Source organism: Piscinibacter sp. XHJ-5, from assembly GCF_029855045.1.
GTDB lineage: Bacteria > Pseudomonadota > Gammaproteobacteria > Burkholderiales > Burkholderiaceae_C > Albitalea.
Genome location: NZ_CP123228.1, coordinates 2,151,066 through 2,169,389, shown reverse-complemented (window position 1 = coordinate 2,169,389; position 18,324 = coordinate 2,151,066). Strand labels below are relative to the sequence as shown.

At 66.4% G+C, this 18,324-nt stretch carries 18 protein-coding genes and 1 tRNA gene; 11 read left to right on the top strand and 8 right to left on the bottom strand.

Annotated features, from left to right (window positions below):
• The gene (locus P7V53_RS10170; protein WP_280155367.1) at positions 1-1,332 is read right to left on the bottom strand and encodes an acyl-CoA dehydrogenase family protein; all 1,332 of its coding nucleotides are present in this window, start codon (positions 1,330-1,332) and stop codon (positions 1-3) included.
• On the opposite strand from P7V53_RS10170, the gene P7V53_RS10165 reads away from it, so the two are divergent.
• Complete coding sequence (locus P7V53_RS10165) at positions 1,321-1,716, top strand: OB-fold domain-containing protein (RefSeq protein WP_280155366.1); 396 nt, start codon at positions 1,321-1,323, stop codon at positions 1,714-1,716. The two genes, P7V53_RS10170 and P7V53_RS10165, sit on opposite strands and share 12 nt — an antisense overlap.
• Positions 1,713-2,870 carry a thiolase gene (locus tag P7V53_RS10160; RefSeq protein ID WP_280155365.1) on the top strand — a complete coding sequence of 386 codons (1,158 nt, stop codon included), beginning with the start codon at positions 1,713-1,715 and terminating at the stop codon, positions 2,868-2,870. Before P7V53_RS10165 ends, P7V53_RS10160 begins: the two co-directional genes overlap by 4 nt.
• Position 2,871: 1 nt before the next feature.
• Here P7V53_RS10160 and P7V53_RS10155 read toward each other — a convergent pair whose 3' ends face one another.
• Positions 2,872-3,645, bottom strand: a complete 774-nt coding sequence (locus tag P7V53_RS10155) for an enoyl-CoA hydratase-related protein (RefSeq protein WP_280155364.1) — start codon at positions 3,643-3,645, stop codon at positions 2,872-2,874.
• Positions 3,646-3,703: 58 nt separating this feature from the next.
• Here P7V53_RS10155 and P7V53_RS10150 point away from each other — a divergent pair, with 58 nt between their 5' ends.
• Complete coding sequence (locus tag P7V53_RS10150; RefSeq protein WP_280156479.1) at positions 3,704-5,806, top strand: 3-hydroxyacyl-CoA dehydrogenase NAD-binding domain-containing protein; 2,103 nt, start codon at positions 3,704-3,706, stop codon at positions 5,804-5,806.
• A gap of 24 nt (positions 5,807-5,830) precedes the next feature.
• On the opposite strand, the gene P7V53_RS10145 is transcribed toward P7V53_RS10150, so the two are convergent.
• A complete protein-coding gene (locus P7V53_RS10145) occupies positions 5,831-6,688 on the bottom strand; it encodes an IclR family transcriptional regulator (protein ID WP_280155363.1) in 858 nt (285 codons plus the stop codon).
• A 168-nt stretch (positions 6,689-6,856) separates the two neighbouring features.
• On the opposite strand from P7V53_RS10145, the gene P7V53_RS10140 reads away from it, so the two are divergent.
• Genes P7V53_RS10140 through P7V53_RS10125 form a run of 4 tightly spaced genes read left to right on the top strand, consistent with a single transcriptional unit; the run spans position 6,857 to position 10,433 of the window.
• Positions 6,857-7,399, top strand: coding sequence for a nuclear transport factor 2 family protein (locus P7V53_RS10140; RefSeq protein WP_280155362.1), 543 nt, complete (start codon positions 6,857-6,859; stop codon positions 7,397-7,399).
• A gap of 47 nt (positions 7,400-7,446) precedes the next feature.
• Positions 7,447-8,406 carry a tripartite tricarboxylate transporter substrate binding protein gene (locus tag P7V53_RS10135; protein WP_280155361.1) on the top strand — a complete coding sequence of 320 codons (960 nt, stop codon included), beginning with the start codon at positions 7,447-7,449 and terminating at the stop codon, positions 8,404-8,406.
• A 5-nt stretch (positions 8,407-8,411) separates the two neighbouring features.
• Positions 8,412-9,659: a CoA transferase gene (locus tag P7V53_RS10130; RefSeq protein WP_280155360.1), complete on the top strand. Its 1,248-nt coding sequence runs from the start codon at positions 8,412-8,414 to the stop codon at positions 9,657-9,659.
• Between the two features lie 12 nt (positions 9,660-9,671).
• Positions 9,672-10,433 carry a glucose 1-dehydrogenase gene (locus P7V53_RS10125; protein WP_280155359.1) on the top strand — a complete coding sequence of 254 codons (762 nt, stop codon included), beginning with the start codon at positions 9,672-9,674 and terminating at the stop codon, positions 10,431-10,433.
• A gap of 10 nt (positions 10,434-10,443) precedes the next feature.
• On the opposite strand, the gene P7V53_RS10120 is transcribed toward P7V53_RS10125, so the two are convergent.
• Positions 10,444-11,637 (bottom strand): CoA transferase, encoded by a 1,194-nt coding sequence (locus P7V53_RS10120; RefSeq protein ID WP_280155358.1) that lies wholly within the window; start codon positions 11,635-11,637, stop codon positions 10,444-10,446.
• A gap of 125 nt (positions 11,638-11,762) precedes the next feature.
• Here P7V53_RS10120 and P7V53_RS10115 point away from each other — a divergent pair, with 125 nt between their 5' ends.
• From P7V53_RS10115 to P7V53_RS10100, 4 genes are all read left to right on the top strand, one after another.
• Entirely contained in the window at positions 11,763-12,203 is a 441-nt protein-coding gene (locus tag P7V53_RS10115) for a hypothetical protein (RefSeq protein WP_280155357.1), read from the top strand.
• Positions 12,200-13,234 (top strand): alpha/beta fold hydrolase, encoded by a 1,035-nt coding sequence (locus P7V53_RS10110; protein WP_280155356.1) that lies wholly within the window; start codon positions 12,200-12,202, stop codon positions 13,232-13,234. The genes P7V53_RS10115 and P7V53_RS10110 overlap by 4 nt, the downstream gene beginning before the upstream one ends.
• Before the next feature lie 149 nt (positions 13,235-13,383).
• Positions 13,384-14,343: a CocE/NonD family hydrolase gene (locus P7V53_RS10105; protein ID WP_280155355.1), complete on the top strand. Its 960-nt coding sequence runs from the start codon at positions 13,384-13,386 to the stop codon at positions 14,341-14,343.
• A 228-nt stretch (positions 14,344-14,571) separates the two neighbouring features.
• Positions 14,572-14,805 carry a hypothetical protein gene (locus P7V53_RS10100; RefSeq protein ID WP_280155354.1) on the top strand — a complete coding sequence of 78 codons (234 nt, stop codon included), beginning with the start codon at positions 14,572-14,574 and terminating at the stop codon, positions 14,803-14,805.
• Positions 14,806-14,912: 107 nt separating this feature from the next.
• Here P7V53_RS10100 and P7V53_RS10095 read toward each other — a convergent pair.
• The 4 genes from P7V53_RS10095 to pheT all read right to left on the bottom strand — a co-directional run bounded on the left by P7V53_RS10095 (position 14,913) and on the right by pheT (position 18,324).
• A tRNA-Pro gene (locus P7V53_RS10095) sits at positions 14,913-14,989 on the bottom strand.
• A 56-nt stretch (positions 14,990-15,045) separates the two neighbouring features.
• The gene (locus tag P7V53_RS10090) at positions 15,046-15,495 is read right to left on the bottom strand and encodes a MerR family transcriptional regulator (protein ID WP_280155353.1); all 450 of its coding nucleotides are present in this window, start codon (positions 15,493-15,495) and stop codon (positions 15,046-15,048) included.
• 35 nt (positions 15,496-15,530) lie between these two features.
• Positions 15,531-15,902 carry an integration host factor subunit alpha gene (locus tag P7V53_RS10085; protein ID WP_280155352.1) on the bottom strand — a complete coding sequence of 124 codons (372 nt, stop codon included), beginning with the start codon at positions 15,900-15,902 and terminating at the stop codon, positions 15,531-15,533.
• A gap of 4 nt (positions 15,903-15,906) precedes the next feature.
• Entirely contained in the window at positions 15,907-18,324 is a 2,418-nt protein-coding gene (pheT, locus tag P7V53_RS10080) for a phenylalanine--tRNA ligase subunit beta (protein WP_280155351.1), read from the bottom strand.

Genomic DNA, 18,324 nt, shown 5'->3' with positions numbered 1-18,324 from the left:
TCAGCGGCTCGAGCCCAGCAGGTGGCGGGCGAGCACCATGCGATGCACCTCGGAGGGTCCCTCGCCGATGCGCTTGATCCGCAGCTCCCGGTACCAGCGTTCCAGCGGCAACTCCTGCGAGACCCCCAGGCCGCCCAGGATCTGGATCGCGCGGTCCACCACGCGGCCCGCCGTTTCAGTGGCGGTGACCTTGGCGATCGACGAGGCGATCTTCAGGTCTCCTCGCCCCAGGTCGGCGATCCAGGCGGCCTGCCAGGTCAGCAGGCGCGCCGCGCGCAGTTCCATCTCGCTGTCGGCGACCATCCACTGGATGGCCTGCTTGTCCGCCAGCTTTGAGCGAAAGGTCTCGCGCTCCTTCGCCCAGTCGATCGCGATCTGCAGCGCTGCCTGCGCCACGCCCAGGGTGCCCGCGGCGTACGGAATGCGGCCCTCGATGAGCCACGTCTCGCAGATCGCGAAGCCTTGCCCTTCATCGCCCAGGCGGTCCTCCACCGGGACTTCCACGTCCTTGAAGGTGATCTCGTAGGGCGCGTAGGAGCGGATCACGGGGATCGGCTTCAAGCTCATGCCTTCCGGATTGCCCTTGACGATGAAGGCGGTGATGCCGCCGCGATCGCCCTGCTCCCCGGTGCGCGCGAAGACGATTCCCCAGTCGGCGCCCTTGGCGCCGGTGATCCACATCTTGCTGCCGTTCAGGAGGTACTTGTCGCCCTTGCGCACGGCACGCGCGCGTATCGAGCGCGCCGGGTCGGCGCCGCCGGAGGCTTCGCTGATCGCGAAGTAGATCTTCTTGCCCTGCCGGATCCCGGGCACGCCGAAGCGCTCGATCTGGTCCTTGGTGCCGAGCCAGATCGCGTTCGGCGGGTCGGCGCCGAAGGCACCGCAGGCCGGCACGTAGGCACCCATGCGGCACTTGGCCGCCTCTTCTGCGACGACCGCCTGGCCCAGCAGGCTGAGGCCCGCACCACCGTATTCCTCGGGCGACCTCACGCACCAGAGCCCGATGTCGCGAGCCTTGCGTTGCAGCCGGTCCAGCTCATCGGCCGGCAGTTCGTACGCGTCGTGAGGAAGCTTGTCCTCGGCGGGCTTGACCTCCGCGGACATGAAGCGGGCGACGGTGTCCTGGATCTGGCGGAGCTCCTCGGGGAGTTCCCAGCTGTCAGTGTTCATTGAGCGGGGCCGGGTCAATGCGGCGGGGACGGTGGAATCTGATCTAGTTTCCAATGTGGAACTTGGTTCGTCAAGTGGAATGACTCTTTGCGACATGGCTTTGCCGTGGGCATAATGAACGAGCTTCCACGGAATGGAACTGGCACCGCGATGACGACTCATCCAACTCCTTCCCTCGAGACTTCTCCCCTCGAGCAGTACCGATCCCACCTTTCGCGGGGAGAACTGGCCTACCAGGTGGACGACCACGGCCGTCCGCTGTTCTATCCGCGCGTGGTGGCGCCGGCAGGCTACGAAGGCGAGCTGCGCTGGGTGGCCAGCAAGGGCCTGGGCGTCGTGTACGCCGCCACGGTGATCGCGCCCAAGGGCGAGCCCGCCTACAACGTGGTTCTCGTCGACATGGACGAAGGCTTCCGGCTCATGAGCCGGGTGGAGTCCATCCCCCCCGAGCAGGTCCGCATCGGCATGCGCGTCAAGGCGCGCATCCACCCTGCCGAGGAGAACGATGGCCCCTACCCCGTGTTCGATCCGGTGGACGCCGCATGAAGCCCACGCTGAGACGAGGCGCGGCTGCGATCGTCGGTGTCGCCGAGTCGGACCTCGGCGAAGTGGCGGCCGGCATGAGCGTCATCGACCTCATGGCGCAAGGCGCGCAACGGGCGCTCGCCGATTGCGGCCTCGGCCTCGCCGACGTCGACGGCGTGTTCGCGGCGGCCGGCCAGAGCCGGATGCCGAGCACCGCCCTGTGCGAGTACCTCCAGCTCACGCCCCGATACCAGGACTGCACCATGATGGGCGGCTCATCGTTCATGACCCACGTGGCCCACGCCCAAGCCGCCATCGAGGCGGGGCTGTGCGAGGTCGCGGTTATCGCGTACGGCAGCACGCAGCGCAGCGCCGGACGCAGCAACACGGCGCCGCGCGAAGTGAATCCCTACGAAACGCCGTATCGGCCGGTCACACCCGCGAGCGCCTACGCGCTGGCCGCCTCCCGGCACATGCATCAGTACGGCACGACGCGGGAGCAGCTCGCGCAGATCGCGGTGGCGGCGCGCGGATGGGCGCTTCTCAATCCGGCCGCGTGGGAGAAGACGCCGCTCACCGTCGAGCAGGTGCTCGGTTCTCGCCTGGTGAGCTCTCCATTGACGGTTCGCGACTGTTGCCTGGTCACCGACGGGGGCGGCGCGCTCGTGATGACCTCGGCGGAGCGGGCAAGGACGCTGCGCAAGCCGCCAACGTTCGTGCTCGGAACGGGCGAGACCATCAGCCACCAGAACATCAGCAGCATGCCCGACCTGACTGTGACAGGCGCGGCCAGTTCCGGGGCGCAGGCCTACGCCATGGCCGGTCTCACGTCACGGGACATCGACGTGGTGATGGTGTACGACGCCTTCACGATCACCACGTTGCTGTTTCTCGAAGACCTCGGCTTCTGCCCCAAGGGAGAAGGCGGCCGGTTCGTCGCCGACGGCGCGATCGCCCCCGGCGGCAGGCTGCCGGTCAACACGAACGGCGGCGGCCTGTCCTATTGCCACCCGGGCATGTACGGCCTGTTCGTGCTGATGGAGGCCGTGAGGCAACTGCGAGGCGAATGCAGCGCTCGTCAGGTGCCCGGCTGCGAGACGGCCATCGCCCACGGCAATGGCGGCGTGCTGTCGAGCCAGAGCACGGTGGTATTGGGTAACGCCAGCACCGTCTGAATCAGCGCCCGGTGAACCGCGGCTTGCGCTTCTCGCCGAACGCGGCGCGCCCCTCGGCATGGTCGGCGGTCTGCGACAGCTGCGGACCGACCAGCAATTCGGCCTCGAGGAACTGCGCCAGGCTGGGGGAGACGCTGGCGGCGAACAACTGCTTGGCCAACGCGATCGCCAGGCCGGGGCCCTCGGCGTACTGCGTTGCCAATGTGAGCGCCTCGTCGAACACCTTCTCGTCCTCGACCAGCCGGTTCACCAGCCCGAGCGCATGCGCCTCGTCGCCGCCCAGCTTGCGCGCCCCGAACACCAGTTCCCGCGCCTGCGAGAAGCCCATCTGCCGCGCCAGGAACCAGATGGCCCCGCCGTCGGGGGCGAGTCCCACCTTGGTAAAGATCTGCGAGAAATTCGACTGCGACGATGCGACCACCACGTCACAGGCCATCGCCAGACTGAAACCGATGCCCACGGCCGGGCCGCGCACGGCGGCCACCACCGGCTTGTCGAGTCCGTGCACCGCAAGGATCATCGCGTGCATGGTCTTCATTCGCTGCCGTGCGCCGGCCAGGTCGCGGCCGCCCATCTTCCCTACATCCGCTCCGGCGCAGAACGCGTCGCCTGCGCCGGTAAGAAGCACTGCGCGGACGTCGTCCTGCTCGGCGAGACCTCGAAATGTCTCCAGCAGCGCGCGCCGCATTTCAAGGTCCAGCGCATTGCGGGCAGCCGGGTTGTCGAGGGTCACGATGGCGACGGCGCCGCGGCGTTCCATGTCGATGCTGCTCATGCGGCGATGATAGAAGTTTCGCTTGTTGGAATCAATTCCGAATCCTAGAATCGTCGCCATGCTGACCGAAAACTACTCCCTCCATGGCGCCGTGGCCGTCGTCAGGCTGAACAACCCGCCCGTGAACGCGATGGGCCACGAAGTGCGCCGAGAGCTGGCCGCCCACCTCGACGCCGCCTGGTCGGATGCGGCGGTGAAGGCCGTCGTCATCATCGGCGCCGGCAAGCTGTTCTGCGGCGGCGCTGACGTGAAGGCCTTCAACACTCCGGCCTCGCGCGCCGAGCCGAGCTCGCGCACCATCGTGAAGAACATCGAGCAGTCGCACAAGCCGGTGATCGCGGCGATCCACGGCAGCGCCCTCGGCCTCGGCCTCGAGTTCGCCATGGGATGCCACTACCGCGTTGCGCAGGCCGGTGCGAAGCTGGGCTTGCCGGAGGTGAAGCTCGGGCTGCTTCCCGGCGGTGGCGGCACTCAGCGCCTGCCCCGGCTGGCGGGTGTCGAGGCCGCGGTGCGCATGATCACCGAAGGCGAGCCGGTCACGGCGGAACAAGCGCTCGCCATCGGCCTGGTGGACGAAGTCACTGCGGGTGACCTGCTGCCGGCCGCCATCGCCTTCGCGGAGCGCGTTGCACAGCGCAGCGACCACCCGGTGGTGTCGCGACGCCAGGCGCTCGCGCCTGCCGATCCGAAGTTCTTCGACACCGAGCACGCGCGTATCACGGCCGCCAAGCGCGGCCTGCCGGCGCCGCTGGAGTGTCTTGCGTGCATCAAGGCGGCGGTTTTCATGCCGTTCGAAGACGGCATGAAGTTCGAGCGCGAGCGCTTCGACGTGCTGGTCAACGGCACCGAGTCGAAAGCGCTGCGCCACCTGTTCCTGGCCGAGCGGGCAGCGGCCAAGGTGTCTGACATTCCGGCCGACATCGCCGCCGCGGAAGTTCGCCAGGTCGGCGTCATCGGCGCGGGCACCATGGGCGGTGGCATCGCGATGAGCTTTGCGAGTGCCGGCATTCCGGTCGTCCTGCTGGAGATGAAGCAGGAAGCCCTCGACCGCGGCCTCGCGACGATCCGCAGCAACTACGCCGGTACCGTCGCCAAGGGCAAGCTGTCGAAGGAAGAGGCGGATCGCCGCGTCGCACGGATCGAGACTTCGCTGGACTTCGCTGCAGTCGCCGACGCAGACCTCGTCATCGAGGCGGTGTTCGAGGACATGGGCGTGAAGAAAGATCTGTTCGGCAAGCTCGACGCCATCTGCAAGCCCGATGCCGTGCTCGCCACCAACACCTCCCGGCTCGACGTGAATGAGATCGCCGACAGCACGTCCCGTCCCGCCTCGGTGATCGGCCTGCACTTCTTCAGCCCGGCCAACGTGATGCGCCTCGTGGAAGTCGTGCGCGGCCGGGCCACCTCGCCGCAGGTCATCGTCACGTCGATGACCGTGGTGCGCAAGATCGGCAAGCTGCCGGTGCTCGTGGGCGTGTGCGACGGCTTCGTCGGCAACCGCATGGTGGCGCAGTACGCGCGAGAAGCGGAGTTCCTGCTGGAGGAAGGCGCCAGCCCGGAGCAGGTGGACGGCGCGCTGAAGCAGTTCGGCCTCGCGATGGGGCGGTTCGCGATGTCCGACCTCGCCGGCCTGGACATCAGCTGGTCCAGCCGAAAGCGCCAGGCGTCGACGCGGCCGGTGCACCTGCGCTACTCGAAAGTGGCGGATCGCCTTTGCGAAATGGGCCGCTTCGGACAGAAGACCGGCGCGGGCTTCTACAAGTACGAAGCGGGCAGCCGCACGCCGGTGCCCGACCCCCTGGTGAACGACATCATCGAGCAGTGCGCGAAGGAAGCCGGCATCCAGCGCCGAGCGATCACCCACGAGGAGATCGTGGAACGCTGCATCTATGCCTTGGTCAACGAAGGCGCCAAGGTGCTGGAGGAAGGCATCGCCCAGCGCTCCTCCGACATCGACCTCATCTACGTGAACGGCTACGGATTCCCCGCTTGGCGCGGGGGACCGATGTTCTATGCCGACACGGTGGGGCTCTCCACGGTCTACGCGCGGATCTGCGAGTTCGAGCGCCAGCACGGCGCCTTCTGGACGCCGGCGCCGCTTCTGAGGCGGCTGGTGGACGAGGGCAAGGGGTTCAAGGACTTTGCGCCCACCGCAGCCTGAGCGCCCTCGCAGCGCCGCAGCGGCTCAGGCGGCCGCGAGCAACCTCTTCGCCGCGGGCTTCTTTTTTGCGGCGGGCTTCTTCTTGGCAGGCGCCTCCTCGCGATCCATGGACTTGTCGGACATGAGCAGCTTCATGTCGACACCGTGTTCCGGACTGGCGCCCAGCCGATTGGAGATGTCGCGGCCGGCGGCGATCATGATGTCGGCCAGTTCCAAGTCACGAGGATCGACGCGCACGCTGGGGCCGGTGACCGCCAGGCAGTACGGCACCTGGTTCTGGATGTCGAAGATCGGCACGGCGATGGCGGTGAGGCCGGGAACCCGCGTGCCGCGGGTGACCGCGTAGCCCTGTCGGCGGGCGCGCGCGAGCTCACGGTCGAACGCCACGCGGTCGAAGTTGTCGACACCCGCCGTGTTGACCTTCAGCACCTGCTCCAACTCACGCGGGTCCATGTACGCCAGCAGAACTCGGCTGGCGGCGCCGAGCAGCATCGGCATGTGCTGCCCAAGCCGTGCCATCGACATCAGGGGCGAAGGGGTATCGACCACCTCCAGCACCATTCGCTCGTTCCCCATGGCTGCGTTCAGCGTGATCGTTTCCTTCGTTTGCGCGTTCACCTCGAGCATGACTGCACGAGCAATTTCGCGCACGCTCAAGGTGCTGCGCACCAGCCCGCCCAGGCGGGCCATCTTCAGCGACAGGCAGTACTGCTGGTTGTCCATGCGGACAAGGAAGCCCGCGCGTTCGAGCGTATTGACGAGGCGAAATGCAGTCGTCTTGGGCATCTTGATGCGCTCGGCGATCTCCTGCAGCGAGAGGCTCAGGTGCTCGTTGTCAAAGGCATCGAAGATGGCCAGCGCACGGCCGACGGCACGAATCATGATTTCCTTCCTGGTTCCCGTTTCGGTGCATGGAACTATATCGCAAGCACCTGTTCCTGCGACAGATCCATGTCGTGAAGTCTCCCAGGCTTCACCGCCTTTCGCATCAATGCATTCCTTTGAGTCCGCTTAGTGGACTACGTTCCACTTCAGACGTATGCTTGCCGCATGGAAGCAACCAGTCAGGCCGAGCTGCGCGCACTCGTCGACAAGGAAGCGATTCGCGACTGCCTGTACCGATACTGCCGCGGCATCGATCGCGCCGACGAGGAACTGCTGCGCTCCGCTTACTGGCCGGACGCGCACGACACTCACGGCGCCTACGTCGGCTCCGCCAACGGCTTCATCGAACACGCCCTGCCGCGACTGCGCGCTGGTGGCCGCGGCGTCCACCAGGTCAACAACATCCTGATCGAGCTGCATGGCGACGCTGCCGCAGTGGAAAGCAGCTTCTTCGCTCTGCAAACCAACGTGGCCGCCCCCACGTTGCGCACCTTGCTGTGCGGCCGCTATCTCGATCATTTCGAACGCCGCCAGGGCGAATGGCGCATCGCCGCACGCACCGTGGTCTATGACTGGATCGAGGAGCGCACGCGCGCTGAACTCGCGCAGCACAACGTCGCGTTGTTTGCGGCGCGCCAGCCCACCGGCGAGCGCTCGCCGGCCGACCCGGTCTACGACTTGCTCGAACGGGTGCGCCAGCGTCGTTGACGGCCCGCGGCGACCTGGCAATCCCATCGGAGACGACGATGTCGTTCTTGCGCAAGCTCCTCCTTCCCTTGACCGCAGCGGCTGCCCTTGTCCATGGACCCGCCTCCGCCGCCTGGCCCGAGCGGCCCATCCGCATCGTGGTGCCCTACGCACCCGGGGGCTTCACCGACGTGCTGGCTCGCCTGGTGGCCACCAGGCTGGCCGAGAAACTGGCGCAGCCGGTCGTCGTGGAGAACAAGCCCGGCGCCTCCACCATGCTGGGCGCCGAAGCCGTGGCCCGATCGGCGCCCGACGGCTATACCTTGCTGATGGCCACGACGAGCACTCTTTCCACCAACCCCTTGATGTTCCGCAAGCTCACCTACAAGGTGACGGATTTCACCCCCGTGGCCCTGACCGGGCTGACGCCTTTCGTGCTGGTGGCGCACCCTTCCGTGCTGGCCCAGGATGCGGCCGGGCTCCTTGCCTATGCCCGCGCCAATCCCGGCAAGCTGAACTTCGCCATGCTGGGCCCCGGCTCTTCGACGCACCTCGTCGACGAGATGCTGCGATCGGCCGCCGGCGTCGACATCCCGGACGTCCCGTACAAGGGTTCCGGTCCCGCGAGCAGCGACCTGCTTGCCGGTCACGTGCAGCTGAATTTCGACGCGGTGTCGACCGCCATCCCGCGCATCCGCAGTGGGCAGCTGAAGGGCTTGGGCATCACGTCGGACACCCGCTCGCCCTTGCTGCCCGGTGTTCCGACCTTCAAGGAGTCCGGGCTGCCGCAGATGGTGGCTTATTCCTGGTATGGGCTGGTGGCGCCGGCCGCGACGCCGGGGCCGGTGGTCGAACTGCTCAATCGGACAGTGAACGAGGTGCTGAAGATGCCCGAGGTGAGGTCGCAACTCGAGGCCCATGGCGCCATCGCCCCGACGCTCGACGCCCAACGGTTCGGTGGCCTGATCGAAGAGCACACCCGAACCTGGGAACGCATCGTCAAGCCGCTCAACCTTCAGCTGGATTGAGCGCCATGGATCGCGAGCCGACTCCGCGCCGCGGCGCCCTCTCCCACCTGCGCGTGCTGGACCTGAGCCGCGTGTTCGCGGGCCCCTGGGCCGGACAGATGCTGGCCGATCTCGGCGCCGAAGTCATCAAGGTCGAGCGCCCCGGCGAAGGCGACGACGCCCGCCGGCTCGGACCGCCGTTCTTGCTCGACGACCAAGGCGCCCCGACCCATGAATCCGGCTTTTTCCTCAGCGCCAACCGCAACAAGAAGTCGGTCACCGTGGACATCTCCCGCCCCGAAGGCCAGGAGATCGTCCGCACACTCGCGAAAACCTGCGACGTGCTGATCGAGAACTACAAGGTCGGCGACCTTGCTCGCTACAGACTCGACTACCCCTCGTTGCAAGCAGGCTCCCCGCGCCTGGTGTACTGCTCCATCACCGGCTTCGGCCAGACGGGTCCGTACTGCAGGAAGCCCGGCTACGACTCCATCTTCCAGGGCATGGGCGGGCTCATGGCGGTCACCGGCCAGCCTGACGACGAGCCGGGCGGTGGGCCACAGAAGGTCGGTCTCATCGTTTCCGACCTCATGGCCGGGATGTACGCATCCGTCGCGATCCTCGCCGCACTGGAGCATCGCGACGCCGTCTCCGGCGAAGGCCAGTACATCGACCTGGCGCTCCTCGACGCGCAAGTGGCGTCGCTTTCCCACGCGGCGATGGGTTACCTCGTGTCGGGTGAAGCCCCGCCCCGATCCGGAACCGCCTCGCCGACGGCCGCGCCTTCGCAGATGTACCGCTGCGAGGATGGGCCGATCATGCTTGTCGTCGGCAACAAGGCTCAATGGGAAAAGCTGACGCGCGTGCTCGGCCGACCTGACTTGCCGACCGATCCTCGCTTCACAACCAATCCGGACCGAATCCGCCACCGCGCAGCGCTGAACGCCGTGCTGGATTCGATCTTTCTGACGCGACCGAAGCAGCACTGGATCGACGCCTTGGCCGCGGTGGGCGTGCCCTGTGGACCGGTCAACGAACTCGAAGACGTGTTCGCCGACCCGCAGGTGCTGGCGCGTGGGATGTTGGTTCACATGGCGCATCCGAAACGAGCGGACATGCCGATGCTGGCCAACCCGATCCGGCTGTCGGACACGCCGGTGCAATACCGCCTGCCGCCGCCGAGCCTGGGCGAGCACACGGATGAAGTGCTCGCCGAACTCCTCGGCTACGACGAGGCGAAGCGACGGACCCTGCGCGAGCAAGACGTGATCTAGGAAGGAAGCGAGATGCATCCCGTGCTGTTGCTGGAAGGCAAGCTGGCCCTGGTGACTGGAGCCGGTCGGGGCATCGGCCGCGCGATCGCGCTGGCCTATGCCCACGCAGGCGCCCGCGTCATCGTGACCGACATCGACCGCGCCTCTTGCACCGAGATCCAGGCGGAGATCGAAGCCAGCGGCGGCTCTGCGTGGGCCTTCGCGCTCGATGTGTCGGATCCCGAAGCCTGTGCGCGGCTGGCCGCCGACGTTCAGCGCGACATCGGCGACCTGCAGGTGCTGGTCAACAACGCCGGCCTGATGATCCGGGAGAGCGTGGACAGCCCGCGTGTCCACGAGGCGGTTCGACGACTCATGGAGGTGAACTACTTCGGCACCTTCAACGCGATGCATGCGTTCCTGCCGGCCTTGCGCAGGACACGCGGATGCGTGATCAACATCGCCTCCGGCGCAGCCCTCACGGGCCTGCCCGGCTGCGTCGGCTATTCACCCTCGAAGGGCGCCGTCAAGATGCTGACGCAAGCCATGACGGCCGATCTCGCCAGGGATGGCATTCGTGTCAACGCCATCGCGCCAGGCGTGATCGAGACGGAGATGACCGAGGCCACCCGCAACGATCCGCAGCGGCTGGGCCGCTTCATGGCTCGAATTCCGGCCGGCCGGCTGGGCCGGCCTGAAGAGATCGCGGGGCCTGCTGTTTTCCTCGCCTCGGACCTTGCGAGCTACGTCAACGGCGTGACGCTGCCGGCCGACGGCGGCAGGCAGGCCGTCTGACCGACCAACGTCAAAGCACCTGCTGTGCGCGCAGCTCCTCGACCTGAGCGGCGTCCAGCGAGAGGCGCTCCTCGAGGATCGCCGTCGTGTCGGCGCCAAGGCGAGCGCTCGGCTGGTACGCAACGGCAGCGTCCTCGCCGCTGAAGCGCAGCGGTGTCGTGGGGACGACGATGCGCCCGTACTCCGGATGTTCGATCCACCGCAACGAGCCGCGCTCGTGCAGGTGCGGATCGTTCACCACCTCGACCAGCGTGCGCACCGGGGCACACGGCACCCGGTTCTTGATGAGCAGGTCGAACAGCGCGGCCTTGCTGTAGCCACGGGTGATCTCGGCGATGGCGTGATCGACTGCATCCATGTTGAAGACGCGCTGCTTCACGGTGACGAAGCGTTCATCCTCCGCCAGCTGCGGACACTTCAGCGCTTCGACCAGCCAACGCCAGTGTTGCTCGTTGTTCGTGATGATCGCGATGTATCCGTCGGACGTGGGGTACACGTTGTACGGGCACAAGGACATGCCGGTATGCCGGTTCGCCGTGCGCGCAGCCGCCCCGCCGCCGGAGCCGTAGTAGAGGCCCAGGCTCGATGCGAGGGTGGGATACACCGCTTCCATCATCGAGACCTCGATGGTGCGCGCCTGGCCGGTGCGTTCGCGCTCGAACAGTGCGGTGGTGATTGCGCCGTACAGGTGGATGCCCGCCATGAAGTCGGCAATGGCGGGACCCGATTTCACCGGCGGATCCTCCGGGTACCCCGTGGTGTCGATGACGCCCGTCATCGCCTGCACGGTCAAGTCCATCGCCGGGTAGTCGCGGTAGGGCCCCGTCTTGCCGTAGCCCGAGCCCGATGCGTAGATGAGTCGGGGGTTCGCTTCGCGAAGCACCTTCTCACCGAGATTCAACCTGTCCATCACGCCCGGCGCGAAATTCTCGACGAGCACGTCGCTCTGCTCGACCAGCTGCAACAGCAACTCGCGCCCACGCGGCGCCTTCAGGTTCAGCGTCATCGTCCGCTTGTTCGCGTTGAGCATCGCGAACGGCATGGCCGCACCGCTAGCACCGGAGCGCTTGCGCAGGTGCTCGCCTCCCGGCGGTTCGATCTTGATCACTTCCGCGCCGGCCTGCGCAAGCAGGAAAGTGGCATAGGGTCCGTTGTAGATCTGGGTGAGGTCGAGCACCGTGATGCCAGCGAATGGATACGACATGGGTCGAATGCTCCTGTTCGAGGAAATTCTATGCTCTATTCCGTTTTTCATCAATGTGGCTCAAAATCGGAACTGAACGTGTTCCAACACACCGAGGTCCAATCAGCCTTTGAGGCGACAACGACATGAACAAAGATCCGACGCCGGCCGCCCGCTTCGATCCGATGAAAGCCTGGCGTGAATGGTTCACTCAATCCGAACGTGATTGGAGCGAGGGCCTGACCCGCCTGATGAAGGACGACGCCACGGCGCGCGCCTTGGGGCAGGAGATCAATGCCGCGCTGTACGCCAGTCAGATGGTGAAGGAAGGCATGGCCGGCTCGATGGCCATGATGAACGTGCCCACTCAGGACCAGTTGGTGGCGTTGTCCGAGCGTCTTGGCAGCCTCGAAGACGCCGTGGCGCGTGTGGAGGCGAACCTGGTCCAGCTGCGACATTCGCTGGATGCCACTGCGTCCGCCAAGCCCACGCGCGGTCGCAAGCTGCCGTCACCCGCCGTTGCTCAGCCTTCTGCATCCGAAACGACCGCGGTGCGAACCAAGCCGGCTCGAAAGCGGCGCGCATGAAGGTGGGCACCGCCGTGCTGGATGCACACCGTGAGGCGATGGCAGCACTCGAAGCCGAGATGCTGCGCGAAACCGCGACCACGCCGAAGGAGCTGATCCACGCACAGGGCACGCTGCGGCTCCATCACTACCTGCCGCAAACCGCGGATGTGTTTCGCGTGCCCCTGCTGATCGTGATGTCGATCGTCAGCAAGCCGTACATCTTCGATCTCACACCCGGCCAGAGCTTCGTCGAGCACCTCGTGCGCGCCGGCTTCGATGTGTACCTGATCGATTGGGGCACACCCCGGTCGGAGCACCGCGAGATGAAGGTCGACGACTACGTGGCCGAGCTCATTCCCGAATGCATCGCGCAGGTGCAGGCGCATTCAGGTCAGCGGGAGCTGACGCTGATCGGCTATTGCCTTGGCGGCATCTTCACCGCCCTGCATGCGGCAATGAATCCCCGTGGACCGGTGAAGAATCTGCTGTTCATCGCCACCCCCGTCAACGCAGAGGGCATGGAACTGCAGCGCAAGCTGCTGACACAGGGACTGGACCCGGATCTCATCGTCGACACGCTGGGCAACATCCCGCCCGCAATGGTGGAGGCCGCGTTCCAGTTGATGCGTCCGCTGCAGAAAGCGGCGGGCCAGGCGACCCTGCTGAACAATGCCGCAGACCCTGCGTTCGTGAAGGCACACCTGCGGATCGTGCGGTGGGGCGCGGACGCACTGCCCCTGCCTGGTGAGACCTTCCGTCAGCTGGCTCACGACTTCGTCCACGACAACAAGATCTGCAAAGGCGAATTCGAGGTTCGCGGACGAAAGGCCAACTTGCGCGACATCACCGTTCCGGTGCTCCATGTCGTCGCGGAGCACGATCACGTCGTTCCTTCGGCGGCCTCGGGAGACCTCGTGCGCCTCGTCGGCAGCCGCGACAAGGAAGAAGTGACGATCAAGGGCGGCCACGTCAGCCTGGTGGCGGGCGCAGGGGCGGTGACGCGAACCTGGCCGCGGCTGGTGAATTGGCTGGCCCCGCGCTCACTCTGACCCGATCCTGCCCCCGATCGCGCTTCTTCCGACGGCGACCAGACACACAACGAGCAGCAGAGCATGCTGTGCGTGCATCAATCGCATCCGCGGCCAGTGGCTCAAGTGGAGCGCAACCGCAGGATGCTCGACACCGTCGTCCGCTGCGCGTGGGACTCGACCGCCGGGCGATGCGGCAGGCGATCGATTCGGCCGCCACAGGATCTGCAGAAAGTGGCTTGATCGGCGACGTCAGGGGCGAACGGACGGGTTCGCCGAGCACGTCTACCCCGCTTCTTCGCAGGCGGCTGTCGCCGGATAGGGACTGGGCGTCCGATGGCGCAGAGCTCGTCATGTGGGCCGCCAATCAACTGCAGAACTCGAAGGCGACGGTGGGCCTGCACGGCAATTCCTACATGGGCCTCACGCAGGCCTTCACGATTGCTGCGTTGGGGCCGAACTCGCCGGTCAAGGCCGCACAGGCCAGTTGCATGGGCGCAGAGTTCTATCGGGAAACCTACTTTGCAGGCGGCGTCCCGACGCAGACTCTCAATTTTCAGCGGGTGATCGGGGTTGCGATGGCTGGCGACACAGCGGCCGCCGGAGCCGCCAACGTGGCCGACATCGAAGCAGGAGGCCCCAAGGCGTACTACACCGAGTTCTGGGAGCAGCGAACCGTCGGCAACCTGGCCCAGAAGATGGTCGACGCTGGTGTGCCGGTCTTGCTGTGGAGCACCGACGGCGACATCTACGCGCAGAGTTCGCTCGACCTCTACGCCTACCTGCACAACGCGTACAACAAGCAGCCCGTCTACGGGCCCATGCCTGCCTCGTCGACGCCGACAGGCCGTCGGGGGCCATATGTCGCAGCAGATCGAGTCGGATACGTTGCCCCAAGAGACGTGGGAAGCGCGGTGCCTGGATGCAATGCTGAGGCGCCGCCGCAACGTCGATCGCGACGACGCGAAGGCACTCATCCACGCGGCTTGGCCATCGATCGATTCAGGACGATGGCTCCGATCCTTGCCGCGGAGGAGTTGTTGCAGAACCCGGCTGTGCAGCCGGGTGACCCGCCGAAGGAAAGTGCTAAGAGAAGCCCCGAGTTGAAGTTGGGGGCTAACCCGCGCTAGGAGTCGCGGGGTCGTACGGAGGGACGCAGCGCACGCTGCGATCGAGTTAGACCGAGGCACGCAAAGGGGTTATCGCATCGTCCTCCGGCGCTGGAGCACGAAGGAGAAACCGGAAATCCTGGTGTACGACCAGGAAGACCGGCGAACTGCTTGCAACGCTGCTTTGGGCTCAGGGGGCTGAGGCCTTCGGCATCATCTAGTGAGCTACCGAGCCCTCAAGCTCGTGCCATGAAGCCGACTGAGTTCTACCGCTGGGAGACATGGGCCGAGACCGGCCCGCGCAAGCGCATCAAGACGCGGTACCTCATGACACGCGAGCAGGCGCTCGAGCGCGACCCGACGTCAACACCCGTGCCAGGAACGCTCGAGATTCGCAACTTGCCGGAGAACGAATACGAGCTACTCGGCATGACGCACACCGGACGCGGGCAACCGAAAGGCTCAAGCGAAGCCGGCACTTGAACCAGTTGTACAGGCGCCGCGGGTCGCACCCAACCAAAATTCTGTTGCCACGCACCCACCAAGCAGAACGGGTTAGCTCCTTGCGGAAGCTAACCCGTTGATTTCAATGGTCGGGGTGGCGGGATTCGAACTCGCGACCCCTTGCACCCCATGCAAGTGCGCTACCAGGCTGCGCTACACCCCGACGAAGGGCGGATTATACGGTGAGATGCCCGGCCCTCCGGCCGGCGCCACGACCATTCACAGCGTGAGCAGCCCGCGGATGGAGATCAGCTCCTGCCGCATCTGCATCAGCGACACCTCCGAGGGTTTGGCGGCGGGGGCGGAGGCGGTCGGCTCGGCCGGCAGGTCCATGCGGATCTCTTCGACGACGTCGGCGATGGCCACCTCGTCGACCTCGAGGCCGTCGATGTGCGGCGGCTCGGCACGCGGCGCCGGCGCTTCGGACAGCCGATTGCGCGCGCCGCTGATGGTGAATCCCTGCTCGTACAGCAGCTCGCGGATGCGACGAATCAGCAGCACCTCGTGGTGCTGGTAATAGCGGCGGTTGCCACGCCGCTTCATGGGCTTGAGCTGCGTGAACTCCTGCTCCCAGTAACGCAGCACATACGGCTTCACGCCGCACAAATCGCTGACTTCACCGATGGTGAAGTAGCGTTTGGCCGGAATGGCGGGAAGCGCTTTCTCCATTGAAATCAATAAGTTCCGACGAGAAAGCTAAGACTTTACTCGAACTCCTCCCCCGAAGGTATGTCGCCTTGCACGACCCCCTTGAGTTTGTGGCTCGCATGAAATGTGACAACGTTGCGCGCCTTGATGGGAATCGCCTCGCCGGTTCGCGGATTACGGCCAGGCCGCGGAGCTTTGCGCCGGATGTTGAAGTTGCCGAAACCGGACATCTTCACGTCCTGGCCCGACACCAGGGTCGCATGGATGATGTCGAAGAACGCCTCGACCATGTCCTTGGACTCGCGCTTGTTGAGGCCCAGGCGCTCGAACAGGAGCTCCGCGAGCTCGGCCTTGGTCAGCGTGGGCGTCTCCAGGCTGGGCAGGACGACGCGCGCGCCGGGTTGATTCTTGTTGTCGTTGTCGGCCATGGCGTCAGCTCCGCAGCCGCACGCCGAGGCGCGAGCCCAAGGTATCGAGGACTTGTGCCACCGCGGCGTCGATACGCTCGTCGGTCAGCGTGGCGTCGTCGTCCAGCAGCTCGAGGCGCACCGCCAGGCTGCGCTCGCCGGCATGGATGTCGGCTGCCGGCTGCGACGGCTTGTAGATGTCGAACAGCTGCGCCGAGCGCACCAGCGGCGTCTGCGCGGATTGGATGGCCTGCATCAGCGCATCGTGCGTCACCGCTTCCTTGGCGATCACCGCGATGTCGCGCCACACCGATTGGTGGCGCGCAATCGGCTCGAAGCGCGGCACATCGCGCGTCACCAGCGCATCGAGCTCCAGCTCGAAAACGATGGGCGCGGTCGGCAGCTCGTAGGCCTGGCGCCAGCGCGGGTGCAGCTCGCCGATGATGCCCACGGCACGGCCGTCGACTTCGACGCAGGCCGCGCGGCCAGGATGCAGCGCCGGATGGCTGGCGGGCACGAAACGCACCGCCTTCGGTGCGAACAGCGCCTCGACATCGCCCTTCACATCGAAGAAGTCCACGTGGCGCTCCCTGGCGCCCCATTGCAGATCGTCGGCGCTGCCATGGGCCAGTCCACCCAGGCGCATCGGCTGACGCACGCCGGCCACGCTCGCATCCGTGTCGGTGACGGACGCATCGCGCAAGAACACACGGCCCACTTCGAACACCCGCACCCGCGGCGCCTTGCGCGCGAGGTTGTAGCGCAGCACCTGCACCAGGCTGCCGAGCAGGCTGGAGCGCATCACCGCCAGCGGGCTCGCAATGGGATTGAGAACGCGGATCGGATCATCGTTGCCGGCAAGCTCGCGTTCCCAGCGCTCCTCCACGAAGCTGAAGTTGAGGGTCTCGACGTAGCCGCGCTCGGCCATCGTGCGGCGCAGCGCGTGCGGGCTGCGTCGCGACTCGCTGCGCACGCGCGCGCGCACCGGCGCCATCGGCGGCGCGTCGGGCAGCTTGTCGTAGCCGAGGATGCGGATCACCTCCTCGATGAGGTCCTCCTCGATCTGCAGGTCGAAGCGCCAGCTGGGCGGCGTGACCTTCAGGACGCCGTCGCCCTCGCTGGTGTGCAGGCCCAGGCGCTTCATCACGCCGGCCGCATCGGCCTGCGTGACCGGCATGCCGATCACCTTGGCCGCGCGCTCCACGCGCAGCGTGACGGGTCTGCGTTCGGGCAGCGCGACGACGTGGTCGTCCATCGGGCCTGCTTCACCGCCGCAGATGTCGATGATGAGCCGCGTGATGCGTTCGATGTGCTCGACGGTCAGCGCGGGATCGACGCCGCGCTCGAAGCGATGGCCCGCGTCGGTGGCGAAGTTGTAGCGGCGCGAGCGGCCCGCCACGGCTTGCGGCCACCAGAAGGCGGCCTCGACGTACACGCTCTTCGTGTCGTCGGAGACCGCCGTGCGGTCGCCGCCCATGATGCCGGCGAGCGACTCGACCGCCTGGTCGTCGGCGATCACGCCGACCTGCTCGTCGACCTCGATGGTGCTGCCGTTCAGCAGCTTCAGCGATTCGCCGCGGCGGCCCCAGCGGACGGTGAGGCCGCCCTGGATCTTGTCGAGATCGAAGATGTGCGACGGCCGACCGTACTCGAACATCACATAGTTCGAGATGTCGACCAGCGCGGTGACCGAGCGCTGGCCGCAACGCGCGAGGCGGTCGACCATCCACGCCGGCGTGCGGGCCTTCGTGTCCACGTTGCGCACGATGCGGCCCGAGAAGCGTCCGCACAGGTCGGCTGCCTCCACCGTGACGCGCAGCTTCTGCTCATGCCGCAGCTGCGCGGGCGGAAAGGACGGCTGCTTGAGCGGCGTGCCGGTCAGCGCAGCGACCTCGCGAGCGATGCCGTACACGCTGAGGCAGTGGCCGAGGTTGGGCGTGAGCTTCAGCGTGAACAGCGTGTCGTCGAGTCCCAGATGCTGGCGGATGTCCTGGCCCACCGCAGCGTCCTCGGAAAGGATGAGGAGGCCCGCGTGGTCATCGGACAGCTTGAGCTCGCGTGCCGAGCAGAGCATGCCCTGGCTTTCCACGCCGCGAAGCTGGCCGAGATGGATCTGAAACGGCTTCCCGCCTTCTTCCGCCGGCGGCAGTTCGGCACCCACGAGCGCGGTGGGCACCTTGATGCCGGCCTTCACGTTCGGCGCGCCGCAGACGATGTTCAGCATCTGCCCGCTGCCTGCATCGACCCGGCACACGGTGAGCTTGTCCGCGTTGGGGTGCCGCTCGACGGACAGCACCTCGCCGACCACCACCTTCGTGAACGGCGGTGCGGCCGGGCGCAGGTCTTCGACCTCCATGCCGGACATGGTGAGCAGGTCGGCCAGATCGGCGGTGGACAGCGGCGGATCGCAGAACTCGCGCAGCCACGACTCGGGGAATTGCAT